Source organism: Aestuariivirga sp., assembly GCF_047600585.1.
Lineage (GTDB): Bacteria > Pseudomonadota > Alphaproteobacteria > Rhizobiales > Aestuariivirgaceae > Aestuariivirga.
The window spans coordinates 3,825,793-3,846,454 of sequence record NZ_JASGKP010000001.1; the positions used below are offsets into that span (position 1 = coordinate 3,825,793).

14 protein-coding genes and 1 pseudogene are annotated in these 20,662 nt (G+C 64.3%); 3 read left to right on the forward strand and 12 right to left on the reverse strand.

Translation table 11 applies throughout. The features are described 5' to 3' along the window. Positions 1–2 precede the first annotated feature (2 nt). Genes QM801_RS18835 through QM801_RS18845 form a run of 3 tightly spaced genes read left to right on the forward strand, consistent with a single transcriptional unit; the run spans position 3 to position 2,785 of the window. Positions 3–929, forward strand: coding sequence for an ABC transporter permease (locus QM801_RS18835; RefSeq protein ID WP_415020744.1), 927 nt, complete (start codon positions 3–5; stop codon positions 927–929). Continuing rightward, positions 919–1,728, forward strand: a complete 810-nt coding sequence (locus QM801_RS18840) for an ABC transporter permease (RefSeq protein WP_415020745.1) — start codon at positions 919–921, stop codon at positions 1,726–1,728. Before QM801_RS18835 ends, QM801_RS18840 begins: the two co-directional genes overlap by 11 nt. Positions 1,729–1,750: 22 nt before the next feature. Further along, positions 1,751–2,785: an extracellular solute-binding protein gene (locus QM801_RS18845; protein ID WP_415020746.1), complete on the forward strand. Its 1,035-nt coding sequence runs from the start codon at positions 1,751–1,753 to the stop codon at positions 2,783–2,785. Positions 2,786–2,856: 71 nt separating this feature from the next. On the opposite strand, the gene cysN is transcribed toward QM801_RS18845, so the two are convergent. The 12 genes and pseudogenes from cysN to QM801_RS18905 all read right to left on the reverse strand — a co-directional run bounded on the left by cysN (position 2,857) and on the right by QM801_RS18905 (position 20,578). Continuing rightward, the gene (cysN, locus tag QM801_RS18850; RefSeq protein WP_415020747.1) at positions 2,857–4,755 is read right to left on the reverse strand and encodes a sulfate adenylyltransferase subunit CysN; all 1,899 of its coding nucleotides are present in this window, start codon (positions 4,753–4,755) and stop codon (positions 2,857–2,859) included. After that, positions 4,755–5,732 carry a sulfate adenylyltransferase subunit CysD gene (cysD, locus tag QM801_RS18855; RefSeq protein WP_415020951.1) on the reverse strand — a complete coding sequence of 326 codons (978 nt, stop codon included), beginning with the start codon at positions 5,730–5,732 and terminating at the stop codon, positions 4,755–4,757. The genes cysN and cysD overlap by 1 nt, the downstream gene beginning before the upstream one ends. Positions 5,733–5,971: 239 nt before the next feature. Continuing rightward, a complete protein-coding gene (locus QM801_RS18860; RefSeq protein ID WP_415020748.1) occupies positions 5,972–7,477 on the reverse strand; it encodes a lytic murein transglycosylase in 1,506 nt (501 codons plus the stop codon). A 93-nt stretch (positions 7,478–7,570) separates the two neighbouring features. After that, a pseudogene (locus tag QM801_RS18865) lies at positions 7,571–8,791 on the reverse strand (SulP family inorganic anion transporter); the annotation flags it as partial. Between the two features lie 297 nt (positions 8,792–9,088). Then, a complete protein-coding gene (gene hisG / locus QM801_RS18870; protein WP_415020749.1) occupies positions 9,089–9,784 on the reverse strand; it encodes an ATP phosphoribosyltransferase in 696 nt (231 codons plus the stop codon). Beyond that, positions 9,781–10,920 (reverse strand): ATP phosphoribosyltransferase regulatory subunit, encoded by a 1,140-nt coding sequence (locus QM801_RS18875; protein ID WP_415020750.1) that lies wholly within the window; start codon positions 10,918–10,920, stop codon positions 9,781–9,783. Before QM801_RS18875 ends, hisG begins: the two co-directional genes overlap by 4 nt. Before the next feature lie 2 nt (positions 10,921–10,922). Continuing rightward, a complete protein-coding gene (gene hisS, locus QM801_RS18880; protein ID WP_415020751.1) occupies positions 10,923–12,356 on the reverse strand; it encodes a histidine--tRNA ligase in 1,434 nt (477 codons plus the stop codon). An 89-nt stretch (positions 12,357–12,445) separates the two neighbouring features. Then, the gene (locus tag QM801_RS18885) at positions 12,446–13,618 is read right to left on the reverse strand and encodes a pyridoxal phosphate-dependent aminotransferase (RefSeq protein ID WP_415020752.1); all 1,173 of its coding nucleotides are present in this window, start codon (positions 13,616–13,618) and stop codon (positions 12,446–12,448) included. A 58-nt stretch (positions 13,619–13,676) separates the two neighbouring features. Then, positions 13,677–17,150, reverse strand: coding sequence for an acyl-[ACP]--phospholipid O-acyltransferase (locus QM801_RS18890; RefSeq protein ID WP_415020753.1), 3,474 nt, complete (start codon positions 17,148–17,150; stop codon positions 13,677–13,679). A 73-nt stretch (positions 17,151–17,223) separates the two neighbouring features. Beyond that, complete coding sequence (locus QM801_RS18895) at positions 17,224–17,892, reverse strand: HAD family hydrolase (RefSeq protein ID WP_415020754.1); 669 nt, start codon at positions 17,890–17,892, stop codon at positions 17,224–17,226. Continuing rightward, the gene (locus tag QM801_RS18900; RefSeq protein ID WP_415020755.1) at positions 17,892–19,463 is read right to left on the reverse strand and encodes a 5-guanidino-2-oxopentanoate decarboxylase; all 1,572 of its coding nucleotides are present in this window, start codon (positions 19,461–19,463) and stop codon (positions 17,892–17,894) included. Before QM801_RS18900 ends, QM801_RS18895 begins: the two co-directional genes overlap by 1 nt. After that, positions 19,460–20,578, reverse strand: coding sequence for an NAD(P)/FAD-dependent oxidoreductase (locus QM801_RS18905; protein ID WP_415020756.1), 1,119 nt, complete (start codon positions 20,576–20,578; stop codon positions 19,460–19,462). Before QM801_RS18905 ends, QM801_RS18900 begins: the two co-directional genes overlap by 4 nt. Positions 20,579–20,662 lie beyond the last annotated feature (84 nt).

Sequence of the window (20,662 nt, forward strand, 5' to 3'; positions counted from 1 at the left end):
CGATGTCGGACGCCGCCCGCATTGCCGAAGAGGCCCGCCGTGCCGATATCCGCACCCGCTGGTGGCTGACGACGCCTGCGCTGGTGATCCTTTTCATCGCCGCCGTGGGTCCGCTCTTCGTCGTGCTGCTCTTCTCGCTCATGGTGAAGGGTGACTATGGCGACGTGAAGTACTGGCAGTTCTCCGGTGACGGCTGGTTCAGCGTCTTCTTCGAGCGCGACATCTTCGATGACTCCGTTGGTCTCGCCCAGGCACACGTGGAAATCCTCTGGCGCTCGGTGAAGCTGTCGCTGATCACCACGCTGCTCACCTTGCTGATCGGCTTTCCCACCGCCTATTACATTTCCATCCAGCCGCCCAAGAAGCGTGATCTGCTCGTCTTCATGATCACCATTCCGTTCTGGACCAACATCCTCATCCGCACCTTCGCCATGCAGGAGGTGATCCGCAACGAGGGCGTGATCAACACGCTGCTGGTGTGGAGCGGGCTGATCGATAAGCCGATCCAGATCATGTACACCGACTGGGCGATCTTCTTCGGCATGGTCTATGTCTACCTGCCGCTCATGGTGCTGCCGCTCTATGCCAGCATGGAGAAGATCGACTTCCGTCTCGTCGAGGCGGGCTACGATCTCTATGCCGGGCGCTTCCAGGTGTTGCGAAGGGTGATCATTCCGCTGGTGAAGCCCGGCATCGTGGCGGGTTCGATCCTCGTCTTCATCCCGTCGCTCGGCGCCTATGTCACGCCGCGCGTGCTGGGCGGCGGCAAGAACCTGATGCTCGGCAACCTCATCGACCTGCAGTTCGGCCAGGGCAAGAACTGGCCGCTCGGGGCGGCGCTGTCGATCACGCTGCTCATCATCGTCACCGTGGCGCTCCTCGTCTATGTGCGCAACGCCAGCCAGCAGGGGAGCGGCCATGGCCACTAGGCTCCGCACCTTTGACGTGAAGGCGCAACCCGGTTTCGGCACGGTGGCGCTGATCTGTTTCTTCTTGCTCTACCTGCCGATTGCCGTGCTCGTCGTCTATGCCTTCAATGCAGGCGAAAACATCGCCATCTGGGAAGGTCTGTCCCTGCGCTGGTTCCAGTCGGCCTGGCAGAACGACACGGTGCAGGAGGCAGCCTTCCGCTCGCTCTTCATCGCCACCATCGCTTCGACGGTGGCAACCGTGGTCGCGGCGATGGCGGCGATTGCCACCACCCGCACGCCGCCCTACCGCGGCCTCACCTTCAAGTACGCGATGATCAACCAGCCCCTGATGGTGCCGGAGATCGTCACCGCCGTGTCGCTGCTCATCGTCTTCTCGCGCTTCAAGGTGTGGACGGGCTACAGCGGCATCGGCTACCTCGTGCTCGCCCATACGGCCTTCTGCATTCCCTTCGCCTATCTGCCGATCCGGGCGCGCCTTGAAAACATGGACCTGACGCTGGAGCGCGCCGCCGCCGATCTCTACGCCACGCCGTGGCAGGCCTTCCGCCGGGTCACGCTGCCGCTGCTCGTCCCCGGCATCATCGCCGGTTTCATGCTCTCTTTCGTCATCTCGCTCGACGACGTGGTCATCACCGAATTCGTCAAGTCCGGCGGGCAGGAGACGCTGCCCACCTACATGCTTGGCCAGCTGCGCCGCGTCGTGACGCCCGAGATCAACGCCATCGCCACGGTGTTCCTGGCGCTCTCGGTGCTGCTCGTCACCCTGTTCTACATCGTCAACCGCAAGAAAACCTGAGTAACCCCCAAGGAGGATTCTGATGAAAAAACTGTTGAAAGCGGCCATCGCCGGCGCCGCGCTGCTGCTGAGTGCAGGAGCGGCCCTCGCCGATGGCGAACTGAACATCTTCAACTGGGGCGACTACACCAGCCCCGAGATGATCAAGAAGTTCGAAGACACCTACAAGGTGAAGGTCACCATCACCGATTATGACTCCAATGACACGGCACTCGCCAAGGTCCGCGCCGGCGGCCATGGCTTCGACATCGTGGTGCCGTCCGCCAACTTCATGCCGATCTGGATCAAGGAAGGCCTTCTCCTCGAGACCCGTCCCGACCAGATGGAGAACTTCAAGAACGTCGACGAACGCTGGGTCAACGTCGAATGGGATCCGGGCCGCCACTACTCGGTTCCGTGGCAGTGGGGCCTGACCGGCATCGGCGTCAACAAGACGGTCTATTCGGGCGATCCGAACACCTCCGCCATCTTCCTCGATCCGCCGCCGGAGCTGCAGGGCAAGATCAACGTCGCGCCGGAAATGAACGACGTGATCTACGCCACCATCCGTTACCTTGGCGGCAAGTGGTGCACCGACGACAAGGAGTTCCTCAAGAAGGTGCATGACAAGCTGAAGGAAGCCAAGCCGAAGTGGCTCGCCATGGACTACAGCGCCCACGAAAAGATGGCGTCGCGCGAATACAGTGCCGTCTACTACTGGAACGGCGCCATGCTGCGCGCCCGCCTGCAGAACCCGGAAGTGACCTTCGGCTTCCCCAAGGAAGGCTTCCCCTTCTTCATGGACAGCGTCGCCGTCCTGAAGGATGCGAAGAACGTGGATAACGCCAAGCTCTTCCAGAACTTCATCATGGCACCCGAGAACGCCGCGATGATCTCGAACTTCGCCAAGTATGCCAACGGCATCAAGGGTTCGGACAAGTTCATGGACAAGGACCTGCAGGACGCGCCCGAAATCCACCCGACGGCGGAGCAGTTCAAGGTGGGCGAATTCATGCTGCCCTGCCCGCCGGAAGTGAACGACATCTACACCAAGATCTGGACCGACGTGCTGAAGTAATCAGCGCTCACCGAAAGGAAAACCCCGCGATGGCGAAGGCTGTCGCGGGGTTTTTCATGTGCCGGAGAGGCTCAAAGCCGGCCGGTGCGCTTGAGATAGGTGACGATGTCCGAGGCCGCATCAGCGGGGCTCGTTTTCGCCGTATCGATGCGCAGTTCAGGATTTTCCGGCGCTTCGTAGGGCGAGGAGATGCCTGTGAAGTTCTTGAGTTCGCCGCGACGGGCCTTGGCATAGAGGCCCTTCACGTCGCGCTTCTCGGCCTCCGCAAGCGAGGTATCGACGAAGACTTCCACGAACTCCCCGTCACCGATCCGCTCGCGCGCCATCAGGCGTTCTGCCCGGAAGGGAGAGATGAAGGAGACGAGCACGATCAGGCCCGCATCCGCCATGAGGCGCGCCACTTCGGTGACGCGGCGGATGTTCTCCACCCGGTCGGCGTCGGTGAAGCCGAGGTCGCGGTTGAGGCCATGACGGATGTTGTCGCCGTCGAGCAGATAGGTGAGGTGGCCATCGGCGTGGAGCTTCTTCTCCACCATGTTGGCGATCGTCGACTTGCCCGCACCCGACAGCCCGGTGAACCACAGCACCGCCGGCTTCTGCTTGAGAAGCTGGCCACGGGAGTCCTTGTTCACGTCCGTCGCCTGCCAGTGGATGTTGGAGGCGCGGCGGAGCGCGAAATGGACGAGCCCCATGCCCACCGTGGCATTGGTGAAGCGGTCGATGATGATGAAGGACCCAAGCGCCCGGTTCTGCGAATAGGGCGCAAAGGCGATGGCCGCATCGAGTTCGAGCGCGCAGACCGCGATCTCGTTCAGCGTCAGCGTGGTTGCCGCCACGTGCTCCATGGTGTTGACGTTCACCTTGTACTTGAGCTTGTCGAGCGTGCCGGTGATGGTCTTGGTGCCTGCCTTGATGATGTAGGGCCGGCCCGGCAGCATCTCCTGGTCGCCCATCCACAGCACCTGCACCTCAAACTGGTCCGAGACTTCGGCAGGTTCGCCCGCGGCGCAGAGCACGTCGCCGCGGCTCACGTCGATCTCGTCGGCCAGCGTGATGGTGACGGCCTGGTCGGGAATGCCGTTGGCAAGATCGCCGTCAGCGGTGACGATGCGCTTCACCACGGATTGGCGGCCCGAGGGCAGAACCTTCAGCGTGTCGCCGGGCTTCACGGTGCCGGAGGCAATCGTCCCGGCGAAGCCGCGAAAATTCTGGTTGGGACGCGACACCCACTGCACCGGCAGGCGGAAGGGAAGGTCGCGCAGGTCTTCGCCCACTGGCACCGTCTCGAGATGGGCCATCAGTGTCGGGCCCTGGTACCACGGCATCTTGGAGGAGCGGTCGATGATGTTGTCACCGGCGAGGGCGGACGCAGGAATGACGGTGATGTCGTTCGCGCCTACCGACTTCGCGAAGGCGCGGTAGTCGGCCTCGATTGCCTCGAAGGTCTCGCGCGAATAGTTCACGAGGTCCATCTTGTTGACGCAGACGACGAGCTTGCGGATGCCGAGGAGGGTGCAGATGTAGGTGTGGCGGCGCGTCTGGGTGAGTACCCCCTTCCGCGCATCGATGAGGATGATGGCAAGTTCGGCCGTCGATGCACCCGTCGCCATGTTGCGGGTGTATTGCTCGTGGCCGGGCGTGTCGGCGACGATGAACTTGCGCTTCGCGGTGGTGAAGGCGCGGTAGGCCACGTCGATGGTGATGCCCTGTTCGCGTTCGGCGGCGAGACCATCCACCAGAAGGGCGAAGTCGAGATTGCCGCCCTGCGTGCCCAGTTTCTTGGAATCGGCTTCCAGCGCCGAGAGCTGGTCCTCGAAGAGCATCTTCGATTCATAGAGCAGGCGGCCGATCAGCGTGGACTTGCCGTCATCCACCGAACCGCATGTGATGAAGCGCAGCATGTCCTTGCGCTCCTGGGCATTGAGATAGGCTTCGACGTCGCCGCCGGAAAACTCGATGAAGCGTGACATCAGAAATAGCCCTCCTGCTTCTTCTTCTCCATTGAGGCGGAGGCATCCTTGTCGATGACGCGGCCCTGGCGCTCGGAAGAGGTGGTCACCAGCATCTCCTCGATGATGTCGAGAAGGGTTTCGGCGGTGCTGTCGATGCCGCCGGTGAGCGGATAGCAGCCCAGCGTGCGGAAGCGCACCTTGCGCATCTCCGGCGTTTCACCGGGAAGAAGGCGCATGCGCTCGTCATCGACCATGATGATCTGGCCGTCGCGCCAGACGATCGGGCGCTCCTTGGCGAAGTAGAGCGGCACGATCTCGATCTTCTCGCGGTGGATGTATTGCCAGATGTCGAGTTCGGTCCAGTTCGAGAGCGGGAAGACCCGGATCGACTCGCCCTTGTTCTTGCGGGCGTTGTAGATGTTCCACAGCTCCGGGCGCTGGTTCTTCGGGTCCCAGCGGTGCTTGCTGTCGCGGAAGGAGAAGATGCGCTCCTTGGCGCGGGACTTCTCTTCGTCGCGGCGCGCGCCACCGAAGGCGGCATCGAAGCCGTGCTTGTCGAGCGCCTGCTTCAGGCCCTCGGTCTTCATGATGTGGGTGTGCAGCGCCGAGCCGTGGTCGAAGGGATTGATGTCCTTCTCGATCCCTTCCGGGTTGATGTGCACGATGAGGTCGAGACCGAGTTTCTTCGGGATCGCATCGCGCATGGCGTACATCTCGCGGAACTTCCAGCGGGTATCGACATGCATCAGGGGGAAGGGCGGCTTGGCCGGGTAGAAAGCCTTCATGGCGAGGTGCAGCATCACCGCCGAGTCCTTGCCGATGGAATAGAGCATCACCGGTTTTTCGCATTCGGCCGCCACTTCGCGGATGATGTGGATCGATTCCGCCTCGAGGCGCTCGAGATGGCTGAGCCGCTCCGGCGAGGTGATCAGCTTCTCTGCCGCACTTGTTTCTGGCGCAGGGGCCGGAGCTGCGTCAGCCTTGGCCGCGGCCATGAAGGCACGCACCTTGTCCATGGTGCGGGTCGAGGGCGAGCGGCCCTTGCGCAGGTCGAAAATGAAACTGGGATCGCCCAGGGCCAGCTTGCCGAAGGTCGAGGCATCCATGTTTTTCTGAACGAGATGACGCTCGATCTCGGTCAGGAAGGTTTGCGCGATGGTGTCCATGCCGCTCTTTTGGCGTCACGAGCATTTCTCGTCAAGGTTAAATCCTATTCATGTTCCCGGCAAGGGCGTCAGTATAGGCTATCTCCTTCCGAAGTGCCCTGATCAGCCGATTCCGGCAGGATCACGGCCTTTTTCTTCGTCTTCTTGGAAGGAATCGGGCCTTCCGCCGGCAGGTCCGGCAGGGTCGAACCGTCGGAGGTTTCAAGCTGTTCCGGCTCCTGGGGCGGTTCGGGCTGAACCGCCTGCTTTGCCGGCTTCAGGGGCTTCGGCTTCTGCACCGGTTGCTGGACCGGCTGGACCGGCTGCTGCTGGGTCTCCTGGTCCTGATCCATGTCGCTGTCGGGCTGGGTTGCTTCCGGCGGCAGGTGGCCGTGCACGTTGCTCTTCAGGATGGCGGCGATCACCTCGACGCTGGGATAGGAGTCGGCCGGCAGGTTCAGCTTCATCTGCTGGTCCTTCACCGCAAGGCGGGTGCCCTTGCCGATCTTGCCGTCGAGTTTGCCCACGTCATAGCCCAGGCCTTCAAGCTTGGTCTGCAGTTCCACGATCTTCTCGTAGGTGGGGTGGTTCACCGGTGCCCGGCCCGGGCTCACCGGCGGAGCGCCCGCGATGCGGGTGGCGAGATAGGCTGCTGTCAGCGAGTAGACCAGGCTCTCGTTCCACTTGAGATAGGCCTTGGTGAAGTTGTGGTAGGCGAGGAAGGCCGGGCCGTTCCGCCCCATGGGGAGCAGCAGCGAGGCTTCCATCGTGTCAGCCTTGATCGGATTGCCCGAGACCGCCGTCACACCCCACTTCGCCCACTGGCTGCGCGGATGCTTGATGGCGATGTCCGCTTCCTTCCACGGAAGCTGGGCTGGCACCTTCACTTCCTGGATCCACGGCTGGTTGGGTTCCCAGCCGTGCTTGCGCAACAGGTTGGCGGTGGAGGCGATCACGTCCGGCACGGAGTTGCGCAGGTCGCGCTTGCCGTCACCGTCATAGTCGACCGCGCTTTCGTTGTAGTCATAGGCCATGAACTGGGTCTGGCCGATTTCACCCGCCCAGGCGCCCTTGAACTCCGCGAGCGTCAGGTCGCCCTTGTCGAGAAGCTGCAACGAGGCGATGAGTTGCGGCCGGAACTTCTCGGGGCGGCGGCAGTCCCAGGCCAGCGTGGCGATCGACTGGATAGTCGGGAAGTCACCCGTCACCGCGCCGAAATCGGTTTCCAGCGCCCAGAAGGCGGCGATCACGGGCGGCGGCACGCCATACTGCTTCTGCACCCGGTCGAAGACATCCTGGTATTTCTCGATCTGGCTCTTGGCGCGGGCAAGGCGGCCCGCCGAGATCATCTTCTTCTGGAAGGTGAGGAAGCTGTCGGAGAAGATCGACTGGCCGCGGTCGCGCTTGATGATGGCAGTGTCGTAGGTCACGGTGTCGAGCACGGCGATGGAGCGCTTGCTCACGCCCGCTGCCGCCGCCTCCTGCTTCATCTGCTGGATGAAGGGCTTGAAGCCGTCGGCGGTGTTGCCGCAGGTTTCCGCCGCCGCGGCCGAAGCCGAGAGGGCAAAGGCGAGACTTGCAATGACAAAGCGCATGGCCGGCCGAATCCTTTTCTCAATCCCCCGCCCGCGCAGGGCTACCGGGAAGGCGTGGCAAGATCAAGGTTTCCTCTGCTTGAGGATCCAGTTGAGCAGGAGCGAGAGGATGATGCCTGCGGCAATGCCCTCGATCAGGTCGCGGAAGATGGTGATGAGGAAGGTGACCAGCAGCACGGCGAGCGGCGCCCAGTGGCCGAGCTTCATGATCTCCTTCTTTTCCACCATGTTCCAGGCGACGAGCGCCAGGATGCCGGCCAGTGCCGAAAGGGGAATGAGGCTCATGAGCGGTGCGGCCACCAGCATGAAGAGCAACACATAGAGAGCGTGCATCATGCCCGAGATGGGGCCGTGGGCGCCCGCCTTCACGTTGGTGGCGGTGCGGGCGATGGTGCCGGTCACGGTGATGCCACCGAAAAGGGGGGTCACGGTATTGGCCACACCTTGCGCGACGAGTTCGGCATTAGAGCGGTGCATGCGGCCCGTCATGCTGTCGGCGACGACGGCGGAGAGCAGGCTCTCGATACTGCCCAGCACGGCAAGGGAAAGCGCGCTCGGAATGAGGGCGATCACCTTCTCGAGGCTGATGGCAGGAAGGGTGGGCAAGGGCAGGGTGGAGGGAATGCCGCCGAAGCGCGAGCCGATGGTTTCAACCGGCAGGTGGAAAGCCCAGGCCACGAAGGAGGCAACGACCACGGCAATGAGCAGTGACGGCCAGAGCGGCCGGTAGGCGCGGATCGCCGAAATGATGACGATGGTTCCCGCCGCCAGCAGCATGGCGGGCAGGTTCAGCGTGGCCCGCGCGCCCCACAGCGTTTCGAGCTTGTGCAGCAGGTCGCCCGGTTCCGGCCCGGACAATGTCAGGCCGAAGAGGTCGTGGATCTGGCTTGCAAAGATGATGACGGCGATGCCGGCGGTGAAGCCCACCGTCACCGCATGGGGCACGTGGCGCACCAGCGTGCCCAGGCGCAAGACACCCGCCACGATCATGATGAGGCCTGCCATCATGGTGGCGATCATCAGGCCGTCCATCCCGTATTTATCGATGATCGAAGAGACGAGCACGATGAAGGCGCCTGCCGGGCCGCCGATCTGGAAACGGCTGCCGCCCAGCGCTGAAATGAGGAAACCGCCGACGATGGCGGTGAACAGGCCCGCCGCCGGCGGAGCGTGGGAGGCGATGGCAATCGCCATGGAGAGCGGCAGGGCGACGATGGCGACGGTGAGACCGGCCAGCGCATCCTTGCGGAAAAAGGCAAGCGAGTACCCCTCGCGGAGCTGGGTCACGAGTTTGGGCGTAAAGGGAAACTGCATGGTGGGCGGCGCCGTGGAGGAGTGAGTCGTTTCTTCATACCACGGCAGGGGAGGACTTTGCCCGGATTACGGGAGCGGCACTTTCGCACCGCTCCCGCCCAAGACCAGCCAAGCCCGAGACCATGCCAAAGGCGAGGTCATCGAACCGGGGGCGATGCCGATGAACTGCCAGCACGAACTCACGGCGCGCCGGCCTCAAGCCAAGACTCCGCAAATCCACGCCCCCGTGGAAGCCTGCCTATAGCCGGAATATGTAACAGATTCAATTTCAACGCGCAGTTTCGCGCGGACTTCGCCTCAAAGGGCTTTGGACAAGGCCCGGATTAAAACCTGAACGCGAGAATCCGCCGCCGCCTCCCGCCTCGCGGCAAGAACGGCGCAGGATTCGAGGATAATGCCGTCATCGAGGATGCGCAGGTGATTGGCCTTGAGGGTCGAACCCGTAGTGGTGATGTCGACAATGAGTTCGGCCAGTCCCGCCGCGGGGGCCCCCTCGGTCGCCCCGGAACTGTCGACGATCCGGTATCCCGTCACGCCATGGGCGGCGAACCAGCGGCGGGTGAGATGGACATACTTGGTGGCAACCCGGATGCGGCGGCCGTGGCTGCGGTAGAACTGCTCGGCCACCTCTTCGAGGTCGGCCATGGCGGCAACATCGAGCCAGCATTCGGGCACGGCGACCACGACATTGGCTGGACCGAAGCCGAGGCGGAGCGGAACCGTGGCGCAATCATCCGTGGGCGGAATGTTTTCGCGGAGCAGGTCTTCGCCCGTGACACCAAGGCTGATCTTGCCGTCGCGCAGCTGTCCGGCAATTTCGGAGGCGGAGAGATAGGCGACCTCGACGCCATCGATCCCGGCAAGGCGGCCGCGATAGCCGCGGTCATTGCCGACGCGCTCGATGGGAAGACCCGCCTTGGCGAACACCTCGGCGGTTGATTCCATCAAGCGGCCTTTGGAGGGAATGCCAAGCGTGAGGACGGGCGCGCTCATGCCAGCACCGCCTTCACACGCTCGGTGTGAATGGCGCAGCCCACCGCGGGCACGCGTGTGGTGGCGCCCAGATCCTGCAGAAGGTCGTTGTAGCGGCCGCCGCCCCCCACCACGAGCGGGGCGTTGCGGGCCTCCACTTCGACCTGGAAGACGAGGCCGGTGTAGTATTCGAGTTCGCGGCCGAAGTTGGCGCTGAAGTGGAAGCGGCGGGGGTTGAGGCCCTGGTCTTCCAGTGCGGCGATGCGCTCCTCGAACCAGCGGCGGGCGCCGTCGAAGGCGGGCGAGGCCGGAAGCTTCGCCAGTTCCGATGCAACGTCGGTGACGCTGCCTTCGATGGCGAGATAGCGTTCGATCACCCGCACCATGTCGGCGGCGAGCGGCGTTTCGGACCGGTCGGCGAGTTTCTCAGAGAGGCGCGCTGCGATTTCGGAGACGCTGCGGTCGGTGACGAGCGGCAGGCCGAGGGCTGCAATGCGGGCGCTCACCGCCTCGTCCGCATCCGTGCCCGCGATGGCATCGACATGTTCGGAGATGGCGGTGCGTTTCACCGCAGAAGGTTTGGCAAAACGTTCCAACAGGGCGCGGAAGGCGGTGGGGCGCCAGAACTGGTGCTTCAAGCGGCGGCGCCAGCGCTCCGGCATTTCCATGCTGTTGATCAGCGCGTTGAAGAGGCCGAGATCGCCCATGGTGATCTTGAGCTTGGAGAGGCCTGCGGCTTCGAGCGCGGCAATCGCAAGCTTCATCACGCGGGCTTCCGCCTCGACCGGATTGCGGTCGCCGAACCATTCGATACCGGCCTGGTTGAACTCCTGTGGGCTCAGCAGTTCGTCGGGAAAGCGGAAGGCAGTGCCGAGATAGCAATAGCGCGCTTCTGCTGCCGTGTTGCCGGCGTGGCTCAGGTGATAACGGCAGGCGGGCACGGTGAGGTCTGGCCTGAGGCAGAGTTCATTGCCGTCGGGATCGCTGAACACGAAGGTCCGTGCACGGATGTCTTCGCCCGAGCGCTCGAGGAAGATGTCGGCGGGCTGGATGATGTCGGGGGCGATGTGATCAAAGCCCGCGCGTTCGAACACTGCCATGATGGCGGCGTTCTGGCGGGCCAGCGCCTCGCGTTCCGCGGAGGAGCGCCCCGCCATGCTCAGGCCAGCGCCTTCTTCACGGCGGCAACGAGTTCCGCTTCCGGCACCGACTGCTGCGCCAGGCGCTGGCTTGCATATTCCTCGCGCGAGGCGGTCTCGGCCAGTTCGGCGCCGAGCCGCAGATCCTTGATCTGCACTTCGCCCCTGGCCTTTTCATCCGTGCCCTGAATGACAACGAGCGGGCTGCCGCGCTTGTCGGCATATTTCATCTGCGCCTTCATGCCGGCGGTGCCCATGTACATTTCGGCGCGGATGCCGGCCGCACGCAGCGTCATCACCATGCGCCAGTAATCGGCCTGGCGGTCCTTGTCCATGACGAGCACGACGACGGGGGCCTGTACCGCCGCTTCACCCGCCTTGCCCACAAGCTTGAGGGCGGAATAGAGACGCGACACGCCGATCGAGAAGCCGGTTGCCGGCACCTTCTGTCCGGTGAAGCGGGCGACGAGATCGTCATAGCGGCCGCCGCCACCCACCGAGCCAAAGCGGACGGTCCTGCCGTCCTCGTCCTTCGTCTCCATCAGCAATTCGCATTCGAAGACCGGGCCAGTGTAATATTCGAGGCCGCGCACCACGGACGAGTCGTAGCGCACCCGGTCCTTGCCGTAGCCTGCCGCCTTGAACAGCGCTTCCATGGCCTGCAGGTCCGCGAGGCCTTCCTCGCCCGCCTTGCTGCCGCTCACGAAGCGAGAGTCGAGTTCGGTTGCCGTTGCAAAGGCAAGGCTCGCCTCGATCTGCTTGTCGGAGAGGCCCGCACCCTTGGTGAAGTCGCCCGATTCATCCTTGCGGCCTGCACCCAGCAGCAGGGCCACGCCCTCCCTGCCGAGACGGTCGAGCTTGTCGAGGGCGCGGAGCCAAGTGAGCTTCACGTCATCGCCGATGGCAAAGGTTTCGGTAAAGCCGTCGAGCAGCTTGCGGCTGTTGAACTTCATCACGTACTGCCCGCGGGCGATGCCGAGGGCTTCCATGGTGTCGGCGGCCATCATGCAGACTTCAGCGTCTGCGGCAGGTGAGGCCGAGCCCACCGTGTCGGCGTCGAACTGCATGAACTGGCGGAAGCGGCCGGGGCCGGGCTTCTCGTTGCGGAAGACCCAGCCGTTGCGATAGCTGCGATAGGGTGTGGGCAGTTGCCCTTGCGTGTTCTCCGCCACATAGCGGGCGAGCGGTGCGGTGAGGTCGTAGCGCAGCGACAGCCACTGCTCGTCTTCATCCTGGAAGGAGAAGACACCCGCGTTGGGGCGGTCCTGATCGGGCAGGAACTTGCCCAGGGCATCGGTGTATTCGATGAAGGGCTGTTCAACCGGTTCGAAGCCATAGGCTTCGTACACCTGCTGGATCGTCGCCAGCATGCTGCGGAGGCCGCGGATCTCGTCCGGGCCGACATCGCGAAACCCCTTGGCCACGCGGGCTTTCGGGCGGATTTCCTTGCTCATCGTTCACTCATCGTCAGGTGCGGGCAAAAGCCGCGACCGGGTTCTGCCCGGCTCTTAACGAAGGTGGGCGGATTTGACCAGTGCAGCCGTCACAGGCGGCTGGCAAGGGCGGTGATGCGGCGGGCGGCCTCGGCCATGGTGGCCTCGTCGACGGTTAACGCCACCCGGCAATGGCCTGCGCCGCGCGCGCCGAAGCTCTCGCCCGGCATGGTGACGACCGCCTCCTCGTCCAGCAGGCGGCGGGCGAAGGCCTCGCCCGTAAGCCCTGTGCCACGCACGTCCAGCATGAGGAACATGCCGCCTTCGGGCAGGTGGGTGGTGACCCCCTTGGCCCCGGCGACACCGGTCATCAGCACCTTGGCGCGGGCGAGATAGGCCTGCTTCATGGCATCCGTCTCGTCGAAATGGGTGTCGAGGGCAAAGGCCGTGGCATCCTCGAGGAAGGGCTGGCAGCCGAAGAGCAGCGTCTCGGAGACGGGCAGCAGGTGATTGCAGAAATCGGCCGAGCCCGCCACCCAGCCGGCGCGGAAGCCCGGCAGCGCGTGGGACTTGGAAATCGAGGAGACGACGATGGTGCGCTCCTCGAGGTCCGTTTCGAAGAACGGGGAGTGGAAGCTGTGGTTACCGTGGATCATCGAGGCATAGACCTCGTCCGAGACCATCCACAGGTCATGGCGCTTGGCGATCTCGCCGATGGCCAGGTTCTCGGCGCGGCTGAAGACGGCCCCCGTGGGGTTCGACGGCGAATTGAGCAGGATCGCCTTGGTCTTCGGGGTCACGGCCTTTTCGATGGCGGAGATGTCGGGGTGGAAGCCGCGGTCGGGATCAAGCGGCACCGGAACGGGCACGCCGCCGGGTGCGGTCACCACGGCCTCGTAGGTCGCGTAATAGGGATCGAGCAGCAGCACCTCGTCACCCGGTTCGATGATCGCCATGAAGGCGCACGCCAAGGCCGCTTGCGTGCCCGGCAGGAAGAGGAACTGGTCGGCGGCGATGCTGCGGCCGGTCTGCTTCGTGTAGTGGCGGGCCAGTGCCTCACGCAGATGCAGCTCACCGCGGCCTGCCGAATAGCGCAGGCGGCCCGCCCGCATCTGCCGGTCGGCCACGTCGATGATCGCCTTCGGCGGCGGCAGGTCGGGTTCGCCGATCGACAGGAAGATCAGCTTCTCGCCCTTGGCGGCGCGCTGGCGCCCGGCAATGTGGACGGCCCACTTGGCGGAGCCGAGATCGGACAGACGGTCGACGGTGGAGGCATAACGCATGATGCCGGGCGGGATACACGGAACCCCGTGCGCCTTCAACAGCAGCCGGGCAGGGCTGCTATTCCGGAACGCGCTCCCGCGCCATGCGGTTGATGGTGACGTAGTCAACCTTGCCGGAGCCCAGGATGGGCAGGCTTTCGAGGCTGAAGATGGTCTTGGGGATCATCAGTTCGGCAAGGCCGAGCTTCTTGAACCCCGTGGCGATCTCCTTGCGGTCGGGTGCGGCGAGCGTGGTGAACATGACGAGCTGCTCGCCCTTCTTCTTGTCCGGCACGGCGACGACGGCGTGGGCCTGATCGGGATAAAGCTCGAGCAGCTTTGTCTCGATGGCGTTGAGCGACACCATCTCGCCGCCGATCTTGCAGAAGCGCTTGGCGCGGCCGAGGATGGTGATGAAGCGGCGCTCGTCCACCGAGACGATGTCGCCGGTATCGTACCACCCGTTGGGCGGGGCTTCGAGCACGCCCGGATTGTCGGCGCGGAGATAGCCCAGCATGACGTTGGGGCCCTTCACGTGCAGGCGTCCGCCGCCTTCGATGCCGGGCACGTCCTCCAGCCTGTAGTCCATGCCGTCGAGGAGGCGGCCCACCGAGCCGGCGCGGTAGTGCATTGGCGTATTCACGGAGACGACGGGCGCGCATTCGGTGGCGCCATAGCCTTCGAGGATGCGGAGGCCGAAGCGGTTCATCCAGATCTCGCGCGTTTCGGGGCGCAGGCGCTCGGCCCCCGCCACCACGAGGCGCATCCTGTAGAAGTCGTAGGGGTGGGCGTTCTTGGCATAGCCCGAGAGGAAGGTATCGGTGCCGAAGATCACGGTGGCGCCGGTGTCGTAACACATCTCGGGAATGATCTTGTAGTGGAGCGGCGAGGGATACATGAAGGTGTAGATGCCCGAGAGCAGCGGCAGCATCAGCCCGCCGGTAAGCCCGAAGGCGTGGAAGACGGGAAGCGCATTGAACACCAGGTCTTCCGGCGTGAAGGCGATGCGCGCCGCCGCCTGCAGGCGGTTGGAATTGATGTTGCGATGGGAGAGCACGACGCCCTTGGGCACGCCTTCCGAGCCCGAGGTGAAAAGGATGACGGCGGGGCTGTTCGGATCCTGCGCGGCGCCCATGGCCTTGAGCGTTGCGACGGGGAAGGTCTTGTCGATGAGGGCCTTGATCTTGTCGCCGCTCGTCACGGTCTCGCGTAGGTCTTCGAGGAAGACGATCTTGCAGCGCTCGGCGAGCAGCTTGAGATCAGCCTCCATCTCGCCCGCCTCGATGAACTTGCGCGAGGTGAGGATGGTGCGCACCTCTGCGGCCATGCAGGCCGCCGCCATGTTCACCGCGCCCGTGGAGAAGTTCAGCATGGCGGGCACGCGGCCCGAAGCCTGCACCGCGAAGATGGTGACGGCGGTTGCCGTGGCATTGGGCAGCAGCACGCCCACGTTCTTTTCGCCGGGCGTGAGGCTCGCGATCTTGCGGCCGAGCAGGAAGCCGCCGAGGATGATGCGGTTATAGGTGATGGGCGTGCGCTGGATGTCTTCGAGGATCCGGCTGTTGCCGCCGAAGAGCTTGCGGGCATCGAGCAGGGATTGCCACAGTGTCTCGTTGATGGGGGCGGTCTTGAACTGCGAGTCCGTCATCACGTCGTAGAGATGCTCGGCCTGATATTCGCGGAGTGCCGCCCCCTTCAGGTTCTCCGGCGCCTTCCACTGGATGGGCGGCATGAAGGTGATGGTGATCTTGGGGAAGAGCACGGTGGGCAGCTTGCCCGCAAGCCGCGAGAAGGGCGTGAGGTGGGCGCCGTCGATGCGCACGGGGATGACGTGTCCCCGCGCCATCTGCGCCACGGCGGCGGGGCCTTCGTAGATCTTCATGAGGCCGCCCGTCACCGTGATGCGGCCTTCGGGGAAGATCACCACGCGGCGTCCCCGCCGCATCATGTCGACGAGGCTGCGGAGCGCCATGGCATTGGCGGGATCGATGGGGCAGAGGTCGAAGAGGGCGAAGGCGGGCTTCACCCACCAGCGCTTTGCCATCTGGGTATTGATGGCAAAGCCGGCGCGCTCGGGGAGGAAGGCGGAAAGCAGCGGGCCATCGAGGAAGGAGGTGTGGTTGGCGACGATGAGCGAGCGGCGGCCCTTGGCGGTGAGGTTCTCGATCCCCTTCACTTCCACGCGGTAGAGCAGGCGGAAGAGGCTGCGGGCAATGCCGGCGAGTGCCTCGTGCGGCAGGATGCGCACCACATAAAGTGCTGCGATGAAGTTGGCGATGCCGAGCGTGAGGAAGAGGCCGCGGGCGGAAAGTCCCGCCGCCAGCAGCACGCCCGAGAGCACTGTTGCCACAATCATGAAGATGGCATTGATGATGTTGTTGGCGCCGACGATGCGGGCGCGGAGATAATACGCGGTGCGCGACTGCATCACCGCGAAGAGCGGCACCACGTAGAGACCGGCGAGGAAGGCGATGGCCGCAAGGTCGAAGAGCACGCGCCAGGCCTGCCAGTGGCCGAGCATGGCGCCGAGGCCCATCACCTTGTCGCCTGACGCCGTCGTGGTGGTTGGAACGGCACCCGATGCAATCGCGTCGCCCAGCGCGCGCTGGGTGCTGCCGGCGGCGAAATAGAGTTCCACCATGAAGACGCTCATCAGGAAGGCGGCAATCGGCACGAAGCGCACGCTCACCTTGCCGCCCAGGAGCTTGTTGCAGAAGACCGAGCCCACGGCGATGCCGATCGAGAACAGCGCGAAGATGAGCGAGGCCGCCGTCTCCGAGCCCTTCAGGCTGTCGAAGGTGAAGAGCGGAATCTGCGTGACGAAGACGACGCCGAGGAACCAGAACCACGAGACGCCGAGGATCGACTGGAAGACTTCGGGCTTGCGGCGGGCCAGCTTGATGACGTTCCAGGTCTCGCCGAAAATGTTCCAGTTGAGCTTCAGGTCGGGCTGGGCCGAGGGTGCGGGCGGAATCTGCAGGGCGGTGAAGTAGGAGACGATGCCGATGCCGATCATCATGGCGGCGACCCAGGTATGGCCGCCTTCGGTGTTGATGACGATCGAGCCGAAGATGGTGCCGAGCAGGATGGCGATGAAGGTCGCCATTTCCACCATGCCGTTGCCGCCGAGCAACTCGTCCTTGGTCAGGTGCTGGGGCAGGATGCCGTATTTGATCGGGCCGAAGAAGGCGGCCTGGCAGCCCGCGAGGAAGACGCAGAACTGCTGCAGGTGCACATGTCCCGAGAACAGCGAATAGGCCGAGAGCGCCACGATGAAGATTTCGGCGAAGCGCACCCGCCGCGCCACGAAGGCCTTGTCGAACTTGTCGGCAAGCTGGCCTGCAAAGGCCGAGAACAGGAAGAAGGGCAGGATGAAGAGGGCCGCCGAAATGGTGTTGAGGAAGCCGCCCTGTTCCTTGCCCAGCGTGGTGATGAAGAGAATGGAGAGCGCATAGCGAAAGACGTTGTCATTGAAGGCGCTCATCGCCTGGGTGACGAAAAGCGGCAGGAAGCGCCTGGTCTTCAACAGTGCAAACTGGCTGTGGGCCGCCATTCCATCCTCCGAATTGCCGTGGTGAGCCGTTGACCGGGCTTTTTTCTCCGAATCTCACGGGGGAGTGGCAGGGTCAAGCACTCAAAGCGGCGCGAATGAAGGCAAGGGTTTCAGGATGATGGGCGCTGACGCGGGGGGCTCCGGCGGCGGCCAGTTGCCTGCGCCGTTCGGGCGAGGTGGAGAAGCCGATGAAGTGGACGCCGTTCCGCACGCCTGCCTCCAGGTCGTTGAGGTTGTCGCCGACATAGATGATGCGTGAGGCGGGAAGGCCTGACGCGGCGATGGCGCGGGCGAGGATCTCGTGCTTGTGGCCGCCGCCATCGGCACCTTGGGCGAGGCCGGCGACAAGATCCCACAATCCGGCGGCGGCAAGGCGCAGGCAGGCGGCTTCGCGAAAGTTTGCGGTGGCAATGCCGAGGCGGGCTTGGCCCTGCAATGCGTGGACGAGATCGTGCGCGCCCGCAACCGCCGGACTGGTGAGCGTGCCCGCGGCGAGTGCGCTGCCAAGCGCACGGTGATAGCGGTTGATCAGAAGCGGTTTCTCCGCCGGCGGAATGCGCCAGCGTTCCATGATCTCGCCGACGATGTTGTCGTCGTTGCGGATGCGGTAGCTGTTCCAGTCGCGGGAGAGACTGGCGGGATCGCCCCAGTCCGCAAAGGCTTCGAAGAAGAGGTCTTCTTCCGCCGCCGTCAGTTCCAGGAGAACGCCATCAACATCGAAGATGACGGCGCGGTCCGTCATCAGAGCCCGCTCATCCGCGGCGTCATCTCGATGACCGTGGGGACATCAGCCTTGAGGGCCGCAGCAATGGCCTTCGCAAGTGCTGCAAGGGATTCCGGCCGTTCGGCGCGCGCGCCGTAGGCTTTCGCCAGCGCCATGAAGTCCGGGTTGAGCAACGTCACCGCATTGGGCTGGATGCCGTTGTCCGCCATGTTGTCGCGGATCTGGCCCAGCGCATCATTGTTCCAGAGCAGAATGGGCAGCGGCAGCCTGTGTTCGACCCCGGTGCCAAGCTCATTGAGCGTGTATTGCAGGCCATAGTCGCCGGCGAGTGCGGCAACGGGTGTCTCGCCCACGGCGATCTTCGCACCGATGGCAGCGGGCAGCGCAAACCCCAGCGTGCCGAAGCCGACAGGATGAATCCATGTGCGGGGCAGCGAGACGGGGAAGATCTCGTTTGCGGCATAGGCGATCTGCGTCATGTCGGAAGCGATCACCGTTTCGGCGGGCAGGCTGTCACGGATCACGGTCAGCACCTTGGCCAGCATCTGGCGGAGGGGTGAATCATCCGTGGGCGGAGCACTTTGCTTGGTCGTCTTCTTTCCGCTGAAGCCCGCCGCAATGGCCGCAAGCGCCGGGGCGGCATCGGCGAGGATTGCAAGCCGTGCCGCATGGGGCCGCATCAGGGAGGCGGGGTCGATGTCGATGCGGATCAGGTTCTCGAGAATGCAGTCGCTGTTCCAGAAATCGGTTTCCGAGAGTTCCGTTCCGGCGGCGAGCACGCAATCGGAGGCCTTCAGCATCTCCTGCACAGCAGGGTGGCCCATGCGGTAGCCCCAACAGAGGGGATGATCGGCAGGCACCGCACCCTTGCCCGCTGTCGTGGTGATGATGGGTGCACCCAGGGCTTCGGCAATCTGCACGGCGGCACGGCCGCCATCGAGGGCGCCGCCGCCCAGAATGATGAAGGGATCGCGCGCCGCCTTGAGCATGGCAATGGCTTCGCTGATCTGCGCCTCGGCATGATGGGCGCGGGCGGCGGCGCGGCGCGCCGTCCAGCCCTCGCCTGCGGGTTCGGAGAGGAGATCGAGCGGGATTTCGAGATAGGCGGGGCGGGGCCTGGCCGAGGCAAAGCCGGAGAAGGCGCGGGCCACGCCGTCACGGATGTCCTTCGGCGTATAGGCGCGCATCGCCGTTGCCGTCACGGCTGAGGCGGCGTTGAACTGGCTGATCATCTCGTGCAGCCGGCCGCGGCCCTGGCCGGAGTCCTTCATGTCGAGGGCGGACGAGACAACGAGCACATTCGAGCTGTCGGACCACGCCTGTCCCATCGGTGTCAGGATGTTGGTGAGGCCGGGTCCGGTGATGGTGAAGCAGACGCCGGGCTTGCCGCTGGCGCGGGCGTAGCCATCGGCCATGAAGCCTGCGCCCTGTTCGTGGCGGGTGAGGATGTGGCGGATGCCGGAGCGCGGCAGCGCGCGGTACATCTCGATGTTGTGCACGCCGGGAATGCCGAAGATCGTATCGACGCCATAGGCCTCCAGCAGGCTCACCAACGCTTCGCCTGCGGAGAGTTCGGGTCTTTTGCTCATGAGTGGGTCAGCCGCCTTGGGGAAATGTCCTTGATGTCCAGTCCCTGCGCCACCACGCTGTCGGGCAGGGGAGTGCCGAGGATCAGCGATGCCGCCGTCTCCGACAGGGCCGGAGACGACTGGATGCCATATCCACCCTGTCCAGCAAGCCAGAAGAAACCCTCTTGGTCTGGCGCAAAACCGACAACCGGCTGCCCGTCACGCACGAAACTGCGCAATCCGCCCCAGCTGTGATGGAGCCGGTCGACGGTAAGCGTCGTCGCCTGCATCAGGCGGTCGATGCCGGTCGCAATCGCCATATCGTCGGCGTAGGCGTCATGCGGGTCGACGGGCGTGGCATCGGCGGACGACACGATCAGCTTGCCGCTCTGCGGCTTGCAGTACCAGGTCTCGCCCGCATCGGTGACGAGCGGCCAGTCCTCGAGGTCGTCATGGCCGGTGACCGGCACCACGCCGATCGACCGGCGCTTCGGCTGCAGGCCGATCGGCGCCACTCCGCCCAGCTTTGCGATCGTGTCGGCCCAGGCGCCTGCGGCGTTGACGATCATCGGGCTCGTATAGATGCCGTGCGGCGTCGCCACCTGCCATTTCCAGTCGCGGTAGAGGAGGCCCTTCACTTCATGATCGGTGAAGACCTGTCCGCCGCGCTCGCGCAGCAGGCGGAGGTAACCGCTGTGAATGAGGTCGACATCGAGGTCGCCGGTGTTGGGATCGAGGAGCACGCGCTTCGCATGTCCCGGCCGCAGCACGGGAAAAATTTCACGCGCCGCCCGCTCCGACAATTCACCAAGTTCGTTCGCCTTGGCGATCAGTTTTTCGCAGGCCTCCTCCTGGCCTTCGGTGACGAGGAAGAGGGATTCCCGTGAGGTGAGCAGGGGCGCTTCGGCAAAGCCCTTGGGCGGCTCGCGAAAGAAGCTCTCACTCGCCCGCGTCAGGGCCAGCATGGCGGGTGGCCCGTAGTTGGGTTCATAGCTCGCGGCCGAGCGGCCTGTGCTGTGGAAGCCCGGGCGGTTTTCCATTTCGAGCACCGCGACACGGCGCGTGGCGGCGAGATGGGCCGCCACCGAGGCGCCCGCGATCCCGGCGCCGATCACGATGATGTCGTAGCTCTTCATGAAAACAAGCCTAGATCACCTGCCGCGGATTGGGCAATGCGGCTCTCGCCATGTGCCTAGGATTTATGGTCAATCTTAATGGTC